Below are 13,364 nucleotides of genomic sequence, written 5' to 3' on the forward strand. Positions count from 1 at the left end.
CACATGGCATGGCGGGACAGGCTGCGCCGCCGGGCCGCCGCGCCGGACGTCGCGGGCCCCGGGTCGCCGGTCGCGCCCGGCACCCCGGGTCCGTCCGTGACCGGCACCCCGGGGCCGTCCGCGGGCGGCGACCCGGGCTCCGCCGTGCCCGGCGACTGGGACGGCGGCTGGCGCCGCACCGCCGCGCCGGAACTCACCGTGTCCCGCGCCCCGTTGGGCGTCAGTGACGGTCTCGCCTTCCGTGCGGGCCTCGCCGCCTGGCAGAACCCGTCCTTCGACGCCGGCCTCGGCCACGCCCTGCTGCCCACCGCCCCGGCCGGCCTGGTGAGCGGCGTCACGCGCCCGGCCGCCGCCCCGCGGCACACCCACAGCGCCGGGGGCCCGCTGCTGCTCCGGGCACTGCGTCCGGAGGGGGCGGACTGGCCGGGGGAGAGCGAGGGCACGGCGGCCGCGCCGGCAACCCAGGTCTCACGCCGGACACGTCCGGGCGCGCGGTCATCCGGCCCGGCACCCCTCGCGCGGTCATCCGGCCCGGCACCCCTGGGGGACCGTTCCGGCGACAACAGCACTGCGGGGAAAGGCCGTCCGGGCGACGCCGGGCGGGCCCGCGGCCTCACGTCCGCGCATTCGCCCGCCGTGCTCTCCTCGGCGCCTCCGGCTGCCCGACCCTCCGCGCGGCCGGACGCCGGCCCGGTGGTGACGCCGGCAGCTCCCGCGACTCCGCTGGTACGACGTGTGGCGGTGGTCCCGCCCGCGGCTGCCGACGGGGCCATGGCCCGGCCCGCCGCCAGGACCCGGCCCGCCCCGGCCGAGCCGTCCCCTCAACCGTCCGGTTCCGGGGGCCGTACGCCTTCCGGACCGGCCGTCCAACGCGCCGCAGCGCGGCCACAGCCCGCCGGGGGAGCCGGGCAGTCGGAGGCATCCCGTGCCGCCGGCTCCGACGTGTCCCACCCGGCTGTCCGGCTCCGCCCGGTGGGGCCCGCGCTGACCGTCGCCCGGCGCCCCGCCGGACCCGCGCGCCGGGTTCCCGCCCTGCGGCCCGCCGCCGCACCGGCGCCCGCGTCCGGCAGCGCCACCGCACCGGCGCCCGGCAGCGCCACCACCCCCGACCCACCCGGCCCGGCGTCCGCCCCCGTGCAGCGCGCCGCCACGCGCGAGGCCGGCCGGGGGCCGCTCGGCGCCCCGCTGAGTGAACTGCCCTCCACGGCGACACCGTTGCCGCAGGGCACCCCCGCGTCCGGAGCCGGATCCGCGACCGGTCCGGCGCTGCCCGTCGTCCAGCGCCAGGCGGAAGGCGGGAGCGGCACTCCGGGACCGTACGACGCCGGTACGAGGGCGGCGCCCGCCGTCCCGCGCCGGACCCCCGACCCCGGCAACCGCGGGGCACGCGCGCGTGGCGGCCTCGGTGCGCCACTGTCCGCGCTGCCGCCGAGCGCCGAGGTGCCCGGTACCGCCGCGTCCGGTGCCCGAGCCTCCCGTCGTCCGGACATCCAGCGCGCTACGACACCTCAGGCCCCGGGGTCCGGTGCCGCTCCGGCGCCGCCCACGCCGGATCGCGACCGGACGCCCGCCGAGGCCGCACCCCGCACGCCGGGCGCGCCGTTGCTGGGGACGGGCGACGTCCAACGCCGCCTCGCGAACCCGTCCGCCACCGGGGGCACCATGCCGCCCGGCCCCGCGGACCACGGAAACGGGCCCGCCACACCGCTGGTGACGGCGTCCGCAGCCGCCCCGGCCCGCGGTCCGGCAGGCGCCGCAGGCATGGAAGGCCCGGCCGGGAACGTGCCACGACCCGGCACGACGTCCGGCGGGCAGCAGCTCCAGGGCCCCTCCGCTCCGGGCCCGGTCGTCGTCGCCCGGGCCGTGGCCGACGGCACCGGGGGCGGCCGGGCTCCCGGCGGGTCGGGCGCCGACGGGCGACGGCCCCGAGACGCCGCCGTCCAGGGCCGTGCCGCCCAGGGCCCGGCCGTCGTCGCGCGGGCGACGGCCGAAGGCACGGGAGCCGGCTCCGGCTCCGGCAGGCACCGGTCGCAGGGCCCCGCTGCCCCGACTCCGGTCGTCGTCGCCCGGGCCGTGGCCCGAGGCACCGGAGGCGCCGGGCCCTCCGGCCCGGCAGGCCCGCACGGGCTCCCCGTGACCCGCTCCACGGCGCACTCCGCCCCGTCGGCACCCCGCACCCTCTCGCTGCTGGCCGAGCGTCGGCTCACCCTGAACACCCGTGCCCCGGAAGGGGTGGCACAGCCCGCCGTCTCCCGCTCCGGCGGCCGCCCCGTGGTGGCGGCGCGCTGGCCCGGCGCACCGGCCGCGCCCCGGAGCGACTCCGAGCCGCCCGCGCGCCGGTCCGGCACCTCGGTGCCCTCGCCGGGCGGCCCCGGGACCCCCGCACGCCCGGCGCCCGGCCCGTCCTCCCTCGCCCCGGCCACACCGCAGGTCCAGCGGGCAGCAGCTCCGTACCACCCCGGACCGGAGGGTTCGGGCGTGCCGACGGCCGGCTCCCCGGCCCCCGTTCAGCGCGTCCCGGTCGTCCGGCCCGCGCCGCCCCGCCAGGGGCCGGCCGCCCCGGTCGCCGCCGTACCGGCGAGGCCCCTGCCGGTGACCGGCCCGCAGGCGCCGCCGCTCGCGGACCGTCCGCCGGCCGGCTCGGCACCGGGAGGTGCTGTCCCCGTGGTCCGGCCGAGGACCTTTACGACGGCCGGCGGGACCGGCGAGGCGGCACTCGCGGTGCAGCGCGACGCACGCGGCCGCCCGCGGTCGTCCTCCGCGCCCCCCGCACCACCGACAGGCGCACCGGCCAAGGAGGTTCCGGCGCCCGGCCGGAAGCGGTCGTCGTCCGTGTCCTCCGCGGCCCCCGCGTCGGCCACGTCGTCCGCCGCCTCCGGCAAGAACGCGGCCCGCCGCACCGAGACACCCCAGGACGACCCCGGCCTGGACCTGGACGACCTGGCGCGCCGCCTGCTCGACCCGATGGCCCGGCTGCTGCGCACCGAGCTGCGCCGCGGCCGGGACCGCACGGGCCGCCCCTACGACGGACGCCGCTGAGAGCCGGAACGGATGACGGACGAATGACGGACAACATTTTCGCGACGAGCGTGTTCTTCCGGCTCGCGATCGGCGGCAACGACCTGGGCGCCTTCCACACCTGCTCCGGCATGGGCGCCGAGGTGGAGATGGAGAGCTACGCCGAGGGCGGCAACAACGGCTTCACCTGGCAACTGCCCGGACGCGTGACCTGGTCGAACATCACGCTCACCCGGCCGGTCACCGCCGACACGGCGAAGATCGCCCGCTGGCTCGACGAGACGCTGAAGCGGGTGGAGCCCAAGGACGGCGAGATCGTGGCCCTGAAACCGGACCTGACGAAGATCATCAGCTGGCAGGTGTTCGGGATCGTCCCGGTGCGCTGGCAGGGGCCGTCCTTCGACCCCGCCAGTTCGCAGGCCGCGGTGGAGACCCTGGAGATCGCCCACGAGGGGCTGCGCCCGTCCTGACACGCCCTCATCAACCAGTTCCCCAGCACGTATCGGCCCCCGGAAAGGAGGTCCCGCCATGTCATCAGCGCGCGCCAGTCGGGCCAGGGCCAAGCTGACCCTGAAGGAGCCCCCGGCGTCGGTCGGCGCGAAGCCCGGCGGGACCGTCGCACAGCTCGACCTCCAGTTCAACCCCTCCACCCTGCAGCTGAGCAAGACCACCGAGTGGCGGCGCTCCCCGTCCCGGATGGCGGGGCAGTCGGCACTGCCCGAGTTCGTCGGCAGCGGCCCGCGCACGCTGAGCCTCGAGGTGTTCCTGGACGCCACCGCCCGACACGACAACTCGGTGGAGCAGGCGGTGGAGAAGCTGATGAAGGCGTGCGTGCCGACCCCGGCCAGCCTGGGCCGCAAGAAGCCGGCGAGCCCGTGGGTCCGGTTCACCTGGGGCACCGCCCGGACGACGTCGTTCGACGGGGTGCTCTCCAGCCTGTCGGTGTCGTACACGCTGTTCGACGTCGACGGCAGGCCGCTGCGGGCCACCTGCGCGCTGTCGATCGAGGAGGCGAGCGTCGACCCGCCGGGCCAGAACCCGACGTCCGGTTCGCGCACCGCCCGCAGTACGCACACCGTGGTGGCGGGCGACAGCCTGGCCATGCTGGCCTGGCGGGAGTACGGCGACGCGACGGCCTGGCGGGTCATCGCGGAGGCGAACGGAATCGACGACCCGATGGCGCTCGCGCCCGGCACCGAACTGGTGGTGCCGGGGCTGCAGGACGCGGACGGTGAGGAGGAGCGATGACCGCCGAGGCAAGGGGCCGGTTGTTCGCGGCGGACCCCGTGGTGGAGACACCCGGCGAACTTCCGCAGATCTGGGCGGCCCAGCTGGTGAGCTGTGTGGTGGACGAGAACGTGGGCCTGCCCGACGCGGCACAGCTCACCTTCCGCGACCCCGACCACGAGTTCCTGCAGGCGACGGGCATCACCATCGGCACCCCGCTGAAGGTGTCGGTGGTGACCGTGTCCGGGCAGGCGCGCGAGCTGCTGTTCAACGGCGAGGTGACGGGCCTCGAACTGGACCGGGACAGCACGGGCTCGTTCACCGTGGTGCGCGCCTACTCCAAGGCGCACCGCCTCCAGCGGGGCCGCAAGGTGGTGGCGTACCGGAACATGACGGCGTCGGCGATCGTCCGCAAGGTGGCCGCCGGGGCCGGGCTGGCCTGCGGCACCGTGCAGGCCGCGCCGGTCACCTACAAGCAGCTCTCGCAGGCGAACGTGTCCGACTGGGATTTCCTGCAGTTCCTGGCGGGGGAGAGCGGCGCGCTGGTGCGCGTCGACGACAAGGGGCTGCTCCAGTTCACCAAGCCGGTCAAGGCGTCCGGCGCGCCCGCGCCGTCGACCTCGTCGTCCCGCAACCCGATGGTGCTGGAGTACGGGGCGAACCTGCTCGCGCTGCGGGCCTCGCTGTCGGCGGCGGACGGGGCGTCGCAGGTGGAGGTGCGCGGCTGGGACGTCACCACCAAGAAGCCGCTGGTGTCCCGGCAGCCGTCGGTGACCAGTGACACGGTGGTTCCGGGCCTGAGCCCGGCGCTCGCCGCCGGCCGGTTCGGCAAGTCGGCGAAGCTGACCGTCGCGGACACCCCGTACCGCACCCTGTCCGAGACGACCGCGGTCGCGGACGCGGTGTCCGGTCAGGTCAGCGCCGGTTTCGGTGAGCTGGAGGCGGTGGCAGAGGGCAACCCGCAGCTGCGGGCGGGCAAGCCCGTGGCGCTCGGCAACGTCGGGCAGGCGTTCTCCGGCAAGTACACGGCGACGGCGGTGCAGCACGTCCTCGAACCGCACGGCGGGTACCGGACGACGGTGTGGGTGAGCGCCGGCCCGGACCGCTCCCTGACCGGCCTGGTGACCGGCGGCGGCGCGCCCGGCCGCGGCTCGCGCCTGCCGGGTCTGGCGATCGGCGTGGTGACGGACGTACGCGAGATCGGCGGCGCCGAGAACGGCTCGGTGAAGCTGAAGTTCCCCTGGCTGGACGACACTTACACCACCGACTGGGTGCGCACCGTGCAGTGGGGCGGCAAGGGCGGCGGAGGCGTGTTCAGCCCCGAGGTCAACGACGAGGTCCTGGTCGGGTTCGAACAGGGCCTGCTGGACAGCCCGTACGTCATCGGCGGGCTCTACAACGGCGTCGACAAGCCGTCGCCCCACAAGGTCCCGCTGATCGACAAGGGCACCGGAAAGGTCAACCGCCGCTCCATCGTGTCGCGTTCGGGGCACCGGATGGAGCTCCTGGACGCGAGGGCTCCGGGCCAGTCCGGCCTCAGGCTCGTGAGCGGTGACGAGCGCCTCGAAGTGAGCCTCGACCAACGGAGGGGCCGGATCGAGCTGACGGTGTACGCCGGGAAGGGCCGGCAGCCCCTCACCTCCGTCCTGCTCGACAAGAAGGGCATCACCCTGGACGCGGGACGGGGCGACGTGAGCATCTCGGGCGCGAACGTGGACATCCAGGGCCGGGTCGGCGTGAAGATCGGCGGCCGCAGGGTGAGCGTCACCGGCAGCTCGGACGTCACCGTCGACGGCGGTCTGCTCGGCGTCCTCAAGGCCAAGCTCATCCGGATCAACTGAGGCTCGACACCGTGACCAGCGAATGAGGATCGACACCGTGACCAGCGAAAGGAGCACCGCATGCCGGCCGCAGCCCGTACCGGTGACCCCACCAACCACGGCGGCGTGATCGCCACCCCGCCGCCCGGCGCCGCCGCGGCGGTGGCCCGGGTGCTGATCGGCGGCCGTCCCGCCGCCGTCGTGGGCAGCCTGCACGCCTGCGTCATTCCCCCGCACGCGGCCCTGGGACCGGGCAACGTGATCATGCCCGACCCGGCCGGACTCGCCTCGGGCCAGGTCCTCATCGGCGGGCTGCCGGCCGCGCGGGCGCGCGACAAGACGACATGCGGCGCGATGATCGTGACCGGCGCCCTCAACGTCCTGATCGGGGGCCTGTGATGAGCGAGCGGTTCGATCGGCGTGGCTGTCCGCTCCCGTCGCGGGCCGGACGCCCCGCCCGCGGTGGCGTGGTCCTGCCCGGCGCTCCGGGCCTCCGGACGGGGAGCGTGTCATGAGCGACCGGTTCATCGGCCGGGGCTGGGCGTTCCCGCTGCGGGTCGGGCCGACCGGCGGGATCGGCATGGTCGAACGGGAGCGGGAGATCGAGGAGGCGATCCGCCTGGTACTCGGCACCGCACCCGGCGAGCGCCCCATGCGCCCCGAGTTCGGCTGCGGCATCCACGACTACGTCTTCGCCCCCGGCGACGGCGCCACCGCCGGACTCGTCGCACAGCAGGTGCGCGAGGCCCTGGAACGGTGGGAGCCGCGCATCGCGGTGGACGACGTGGTGGTCGCCTACGACGCCGTCGAGGCCGGAACCCTCTACATCGACGTGCGCTACACCATGCGTTCCACCAACGACCGGCGCAACCTGGTCTTTCCCTTCTACACGATCCCCTCCGAGGAGGGGGCCGAGGAATTGGTCGCCGACTGATGGCCCTGCCCTCCCCCAACCTGGACGACCGGCGGTTCCAGCAACTCGTCGACGAGGCGAAGCGGTACGTGCAGCAGCGCGCCCCGGAGTGGACCGACCACAACGTCTCCGACCCGGGCGTCACCCTGATCGAGACGTTCGCCTACCTCGTGGACCAGTTGCTGTACCGGCTGAACCGGGTCCCGGACAAGAACTACACCGCGTTCCTCGACCTGTTGGGCATCCGCCTGTTCCCGCCCGCGGCGGCCGTGGCCGAGGTCGACTTCTGGCTGTCGGCGCCGCAGCCCGACACGGTGACGCTGACCCCGGGCACCGAGGTGACCACCGCGGGCGGCGAGAGCGACGAGGCCGTGGTGTTCACGACCGTGGACGAACTGCGCATCGTGCCAAGCGAGTTGATACGGCTGGTGACCGCGCCCCGGACCGGCGAGCAGACCGACCGGACCAGGACGCTCGCCGAGGCCGGCGACGTACGGTGCTTCCAGCCGGCACCGGAGCCGGGCGACGCGCTGCTGTTCGGCCTGCCGACGGCCGTACCGCGCTGCGTGGTCGCCGTACAGCTGGACAGCCGCACGGAGGGCGTCGGCGTGGACCCGCGCCAGCCCCCGCTGGTGTGGGAGGCGTGGGCCGGCGGCGGCTGGCAGGTGTGCGAGACCGGTGAGGACACCACCGGCGGCCTGAACCGGCCCGGCGAGGTCATCGTGTACATACCGGCCGCGCACACGGCGTCGGTGATCGGCGGGACCCGGGCCGGCTGGCTGCGCTGCCGCGTCACCGAGCCGGAACCGGGCCAGCCGTTCTACTCGGAGTCCCCGACGGTGCGCGAGGCGGCGGTGTTCACCGTGGGCGGCACCATGTCCGTCGAGCATGCCGAGACCGAGACCGACGTACCGCTCGGCACCTCGGAGGGGGTTTCCGGGCAGACCTTCCGGCTCGCCCGCCCGCCGGTCCTCCTCGACGGCGAGCCCCCCGTGGTGGAGGTGTCCTCGGAGGAGGGCTGGCAGCGCTGGGAGGTGGTGGAGCACTTCGGCCGCTCCGGCCCCGCCGACCGGCACGTCCGCGCCGACGCCACCACCGGCGAGTTCAGCTTCCCGCCGGTGCTGCGCGAGCCGGACGGCACGCTACGGCAGTGCGGTGCCGTGCCGCCCAAGGGCGCCCAGATACGGGTGGCCCGCTACCGCACCGGCGGCGGACCGGCCGGCAACGTCGCCCGCGGAGCGATCTCCGTGCTGCGCAGCTCCGTTCCCTACGTCGCCCGGGTCGTCAACCGGGAGGCGGCGCTCGGCGGTGTCGCCGGCGAGACCATCGACAACGCCAAGCTGCGGGCACCGGACGCGCTGCGGATGCAGGAACGCGCGGTGACCGCCGAGGACTACGAGATCATCAGCCGCCAGGCGGCACCCTCGGTGCGCCGGGTCCGCTGTCTGCCCGCGGCGGAGGGCGCGGGCGCGGTACGGGTCCTGGTGGTGCCGGACGCGGTGGCCGACGAGGGCGACGACCGGCTCCGCTTCGAGCAGTTGATCCCCTCCGACCAGGTGCTCGAAGCGATCACCGCGAGCCTCGACGAACGGCGCCTGATCGGCACCCGCCTCGTCGTGGAACCGCCGGCCTACCAGGGCGTCACCGTGGTGGCCCGGCTCGCGGCGGCGCCGGGCGACACCGACCGGGTGCGCGACGCGGCGCTCGCCGCGCTGTTCCGGCACCTCAACCCGCTGCACGGTGGTCCGGACAGCACCGGGTGGCCCTTCGGGCGGCCGGTGCAGTACGGCGACGTGTTCGGCGTGCTGCAACGCGCCACCGGCAACGCGCTGGTGGAGGAGATCCTGCTGTTCGCCGCCGACCCGATCACCGGGCGGCGCGGAGCACCGACGGACCGCATCGACGTGGCCGCGGGCGCGCTGGTCTTCTCCTACCAGCACCAGGTGGTCGTCACGGCGGTCGAGCCGGGTGCAGGGACAGGGATCCGGGGATGAGCCGCGCCGCCGTACCCGGCCTGCCCAGCCAGTACCCGATCGGCGGGCAACTGCCCGCCCTGTACGCCGACGACGACTTCGCGCAGCGGTTCACGGCCGGCCTCGACACCGTCCTCGCCCCGGTGTTCGCGACCCTCGACAACCTGCCCGCCTACCTCGACCCCCGGGTGGCTCCGACCGACTTCCTGACCTGGCTGGCGTCATGGGTGGGCGCCGCCGACCACCCGCAGTGGCCGGTGGAGCTGCGCCGCGAGGCAGTCCTCCGCGCGGTGGAGCTGCACCGGTGGCGCGGCACCAGGCGCGGCCTGGTCGAGGGACTGCGGCTCGCCCTCGGCGTGCACGCCGAGGTGAGCGGGGACGGCGGCGCGGCGTGGTCGAGCACCGCCGGTACCGACCTGCCGCCCGAGCCCGCCGCCGAGACCCTGGTCCGGGTGTGGCCGGGCCGCGAGGCACGGGTGGACGAGCGCCGGGTCCACGAGGTCGTCCGGGCCATGTGCCCGGTGCACACCGTCTGCCGGGTGGAGATCCTGCCCGGCCCGCCCACCGACGAAGGGAGGTGACGTCATGCGCGCATGTCCCGTGTGCGGGGCGTCCAACGGCTCCACGGACGACTTCTGCGGCAACTGCGGGTCGTACCTGGGCTGGTCGGACAGTACGTCGCCTTCGAGTACGCCCGCGGAGCCGCCGGCATCGAGTACGCCCGCGGAGCCGTCGCCTTCGGGTACGCCCGCTGAGCCGCCGGTCACGCCTGTGCCCCGGCCCACGGCTTCAGAGCCGCCGGTATCGAGCACACCTGCCGAACCCTCGGCGGCACCGGATACCACCCGGCCCGAGCCGCCGGCCGCCACTCCGGCGCCCTCGTCGCCCCCGGCCGAGGAGCCGGCGTCCGCCGCGCCCGCCCGCGGTTCGTCGCTGCGCACCCGGCTGACGGGTCGCGGCCGCGGTGAGGAGCGGCGGGCGAGCACGGCGCCGGCCGCGGGCACACGCGACGGCGACGGCGAGCGCGAGGGAGAGGGCTCCGGGACCACCTCCGGCCGGCACGGGGAGACGGCACGCCCCGCATCCCGGCCCGGCCCCGGCGACGCCGGTGCCGCGCCCTCCGCTGCCGCCCCCCGCCCGACCACCCGCGAGGCCTCCCACACCGACGAGGCCGCCCCCACGAGCGCGGCGCCCGCGGCCCCTGTAACCCACCCCGCTCCGGCCACTCCACCCACTCCGGCCCCTCGGAACTCGCCGGCCCCCCGGCCCCCAGCCGCTCCCGCCCCCACCCCCGACACGCCGACTCCCGCGCCCATCCAGCCCGTACGCCCCGCGAAGCCGGTGACTCCCCGCCCGGTCGTACGCCCCGCAGAGGTCCCCGACGAGGTGGCAGGCGCCCCCTGCCCCTCCTGCGGCACCCCCAACCCGCCCGGCCGCCGGTTCTGCCGGCGTTGCGCGACCGCGCTGAACCCCGCCGCGAAGCCCGAACCGCTGCCGTGGTGGCGGACCGTGTGGCCGTTCCGCCGTCGGGTGCGGGCGGGTTCGGGCAGGGCGGTGCGGCTCCTGGTGATCCTGGCCGTGGTGGTGGCGCTGTGCGCCGGAGCTCTCCTGCTGCTCCCGGCCGGACGTGCCCTGTTCGAGGACACCCGGGACAAACTGGGCAAGCCCAAGCCCGTGACCCCGGTGGGGATCAGGGCGAGTGCCGAGGTCCCCGGGCACCCGGCGAAGAACACCACGGACGGACTGAGCAACAGCTACTGGGGCGCGCCCGCGCCCGGCGCCTCGGTGACCTACACCTTCGGCAAGCCGTTCCGGATGGTCGACCTCCTCATCACCAACGGCCCGTCCAAGAACCCGGAGGACTACCACGGCCAGGCACGCGCACTCCGAATGGACCTGGAGGTGACGACGGCGGACGGCGAGCGGCAGAACAAGCAGCTCACCCTCAGCGACAGACCGGGCGACCAGACGATCCCCACCGGGATCAGCGACGTGAAGACGGTACGCCTGACCCTGCGCTCGCCCGTCGGCCTGACTTCGGGCCGCCGACTGGCCCTTGCGGAGGTGGAGTTCTTCCAGCGAAGCTGACGCGACGCCGGAGTGCACCAGCTCCGTCACCGGGCTGCTGCCGAACACTCGACGGGCCGAGCCATGGGTCTGCTCATGGGATATGTGCCCCCGGTCGGCGGATCCCGGAAGACCGCCTCGGGGTCCAGCTGCCCCTGCGCGACAGCGAAAAGGCCCGGGTCGATGACCTGGGCCTCTGTCGTGGAGCGGGTGAACCGACGTCGGCGACGGATACATCAATCCAGTACATGGACTAACCTTGGTACATGTCTATGAAGCGCACCAACGTCTACGCCGACCCGGAAGATCTGGCGATCATCAAAGAGGCCGCCAAGCGTCGCGGGATAAGCGAGGCCGAGATCATCCGCCAGGGGATCCATCTCGCGGCGATGGCGAACCGTGTCTGGGACGAGCCGCTGTTCTCACGGACCTTCGAGGGGCCGGGCCGTACGCCGTCCAAGGCCGAGGTCCGTGACACGGTCGCAGACGCCGTGCGACGTGAGGTGGGGTCCGGCTCCGGAACCGCCGCGTGATCATCGTCATTGCGGATACGTCCGGCCTCCTGGCCGCCCTCGACTCGGCTCACCCGGAGCACCGGGGGGCGAACGAGGCGATCATGGCTGCCGGACTCCTGATCATGTCGCCGCTTCTGCTGGCCGAACTCGATCACGTCGCCACACGCGAACTCGGCCGCGAGGCCGCCCTGAGCGCGGTCGACGACCTCCGGCGCTGGATGAGCCGGGGGCGCGTCGTCATGCCGGAGATCACGGAGGAGCACCTGGGCGCCGCCCAGTCGGTCCGCGCCCGCTATGGCGCGTTGGACCTCGATCTCGCCGACGCGGTGAATGTGGCGCTCGCCGCCGACTACGACACCGACGCGATCCTCACCCTCGACCGACGGGACTTCCGGGCTGTCCGACCGTTGGGCCGCCACAAGGAATTCAGGGTCCTGCCCGACGACCTCCCGCTCTGACGGGGGCTCGTGATGTCGAAGTCCCGGTCGCTGCGAGGGACTTCGGGGACTGTCGCCTCCGCGGTGCGCGAAAACTTCTTCAACCTTGTCGGGAGAACAGCAGACTGAGGGCCTCCCGTGCGGAAGGGGTGCGATGTGTACTACGAAGCCGTTGAACGGCCGAAACATCAAGATCGACTACTTGTTCGGTCCGTCCTCCGCGACCATCTCGGCATGCGACGTGCTGGCTGACGCGGGGAAGTCGGACCACTATCCGATCAAGGAGCACTTCGAGTTCTGAGAGCAGTGACGCGACCTTGGTCCAGAACGCCCCGCAGGTGTTCCGGACCAAGGTCCGACCGGCCTGTACGGTGCCGAAAGGCGGCAGCCCGGAAGGGTGCAGACCTCGGCATTCCTGGCAGCGGCTCGGGCTTCGGCGGACGCCACGACGATGGCACGGCCGTGGGGTTGAGCCTCACTGAAGACGGGCGAGGGAACCCCGGCAGGAATACGGGGCAGCGGCTGCTCGGCCGTTCACCGGCACCCGCCGTGCACACATCGAGCCACCACCTGAACTTCACCGCCGGATACCGGCAGTTCTCGGCCTCGCTCAAGAGCGCGGATTTCGGGAGAAGGCAGCGCTCGCAAGCGCGAAAGCACTCGGCAGCCAGGCGTCAGACGGATTTGTGGCGGGCGCCGCCCTCGATGTGGATCGTCTCGCCGGAGACGAAACCCGCGCGGAGGAGCCACATCACCGTGTCGACGACGTCGTCGGTCTCGCCGTGGCGTCCGACGAAGGTTCCGGCCGCGCTCCTGCTCAACAAGCCGGTCTTGTTGTCACCAAGGCGGTCCCATGCGCCCGAGTCCACGACCCCGGGCGAGACGGCATTGACCCGTACCGGCGCCAGATCCGCCGCCAGGTGGCGCGCGGCGTACTCGACCGCACCGTTCGTGACCCCCTTGACGAGTGATCCCGGCCCAGGGCGCCAGCCGACAACACCGGAGAACAGCACCATCGACCCGGTCGGCCGCAGGACCGACGCGAAGTTCTTGGCCACCAGCATCGGGCCGACCACCTTCGCCGTGAACGCGGCCAGCAGCTTGTCGCGATCCAGCTCGGTCGCGCGAACGTCGTGCGGCGCCGAACCGGTCGTCACGATGTGGTCGATTCCGTCCTTCAGCCGTTCCGCCGCGGCCGCGAGCGTCGACTCGTCCTGCAGATCGACCCGCACCGCCGTGGCGCCGATCTCGCGCGCCAGCACGTCGGCCGCAGCCAGGTCGCGGGCACCGACAACCACCTCGTACCCGTCCTTCGCCGCACGCCTCGCGACGGCCGCACCGAGCGCCCGTGCGCCACCGATGACCAGGATCCGTTCCATGTGTCTCGACTCCCT

14 protein-coding genes are annotated in these 13,364 nt (G+C 74.3%); 13 read left to right on the forward strand and 1 reads right to left on the reverse strand.

What is annotated here, in order from left to right; translation table 11 throughout:
- Positions 1–3 precede the first annotated feature (3 nt).
- The 13 genes from OG410_RS22180 (at position 4) to OG410_RS22240 (ending at position 12,271) form a co-directional block, all read left to right on the forward strand.
- A complete protein-coding gene (locus OG410_RS22180; RefSeq protein ID WP_329300798.1) occupies positions 4–3,039 on the forward strand; it encodes a hypothetical protein in 3,036 nt (1,011 codons plus the stop codon).
- Between the two features lie 23 nt (positions 3,040–3,062).
- Entirely contained in the window at positions 3,063–3,488 is a 426-nt protein-coding gene (locus OG410_RS22185; RefSeq protein ID WP_261704786.1) for a phage tail protein, read from the forward strand.
- 58 nt (positions 3,489–3,546) lie between these two features.
- The gene (locus tag OG410_RS22190; RefSeq protein ID WP_329300799.1) at positions 3,547–4,266 is read left to right on the forward strand and encodes a CIS tube protein; all 720 of its coding nucleotides are present in this window, start codon (positions 3,547–3,549) and stop codon (positions 4,264–4,266) included.
- Positions 4,263–6,086 carry a VgrG-related protein gene (locus OG410_RS22195; RefSeq protein WP_329300800.1) on the forward strand — a complete coding sequence of 608 codons (1,824 nt, stop codon included), beginning with the start codon at positions 4,263–4,265 and terminating at the stop codon, positions 6,084–6,086. The genes OG410_RS22190 and OG410_RS22195 overlap by 4 nt, the downstream gene beginning before the upstream one ends.
- Positions 6,087–6,146: 60 nt before the next feature.
- A complete protein-coding gene (locus tag OG410_RS22200) occupies positions 6,147–6,464 on the forward strand; it encodes a PAAR domain-containing protein (RefSeq protein ID WP_329300801.1) in 318 nt (105 codons plus the stop codon).
- 112 nt (positions 6,465–6,576) lie between these two features.
- Positions 6,577–6,999: a GPW/gp25 family protein gene (locus OG410_RS22205; RefSeq protein ID WP_261704782.1), complete on the forward strand. Its 423-nt coding sequence runs from the start codon at positions 6,577–6,579 to the stop codon at positions 6,997–6,999.
- Positions 6,999–8,972, forward strand: coding sequence for a putative baseplate assembly protein (locus tag OG410_RS22210; RefSeq protein WP_329300803.1), 1,974 nt, complete (start codon positions 6,999–7,001; stop codon positions 8,970–8,972). The genes OG410_RS22205 and OG410_RS22210 overlap by 1 nt, the downstream gene beginning before the upstream one ends.
- The gene (locus tag OG410_RS22215; protein ID WP_329300805.1) at positions 8,969–9,532 is read left to right on the forward strand and encodes a phage tail protein; all 564 of its coding nucleotides are present in this window, start codon (positions 8,969–8,971) and stop codon (positions 9,530–9,532) included. Before OG410_RS22210 ends, OG410_RS22215 begins: the two co-directional genes overlap by 4 nt.
- Before the next feature lie 12 nt (positions 9,533–9,544).
- Positions 9,545–9,706, forward strand: coding sequence for a hypothetical protein (locus OG410_RS22220; protein ID WP_329300807.1), 162 nt, complete (start codon positions 9,545–9,547; stop codon positions 9,704–9,706).
- A gap of 631 nt (positions 9,707–10,337) precedes the next feature.
- Positions 10,338–11,039: a zinc ribbon domain-containing protein gene (locus OG410_RS22225; protein WP_329300809.1), complete on the forward strand. Its 702-nt coding sequence runs from the start codon at positions 10,338–10,340 to the stop codon at positions 11,037–11,039.
- 245 nt (positions 11,040–11,284) lie between these two features.
- Positions 11,285–11,551, forward strand: a complete 267-nt coding sequence (locus OG410_RS22230) for a CopG family transcriptional regulator (RefSeq protein WP_329300810.1) — start codon at positions 11,285–11,287, stop codon at positions 11,549–11,551.
- Positions 11,548–11,991 carry a PIN domain-containing protein gene (locus OG410_RS22235; RefSeq protein ID WP_329300812.1) on the forward strand — a complete coding sequence of 148 codons (444 nt, stop codon included), beginning with the start codon at positions 11,548–11,550 and terminating at the stop codon, positions 11,989–11,991. Before OG410_RS22230 ends, OG410_RS22235 begins: the two co-directional genes overlap by 4 nt.
- A 151-nt stretch (positions 11,992–12,142) precedes the next feature.
- Positions 12,143–12,271, forward strand: a complete 129-nt coding sequence (locus tag OG410_RS22240) for a hypothetical protein (RefSeq protein WP_329300814.1) — start codon at positions 12,143–12,145, stop codon at positions 12,269–12,271.
- A 373-nt stretch (positions 12,272–12,644) separates the two neighbouring features.
- On the opposite strand, the gene OG410_RS22245 is transcribed toward OG410_RS22240, so the two are convergent.
- Positions 12,645–13,349, reverse strand: a complete 705-nt coding sequence (locus tag OG410_RS22245; protein WP_329300816.1) for an SDR family oxidoreductase — start codon at positions 13,347–13,349, stop codon at positions 12,645–12,647.
- Positions 13,350–13,364 lie beyond the last annotated feature (15 nt).

This window comes from Streptomyces sp. NBC_00659 (assembly GCF_036226925.1).
In the GTDB taxonomy this organism is placed as follows: Bacteria; Actinomycetota; Actinomycetes; order Streptomycetales; family Streptomycetaceae; genus Streptomyces.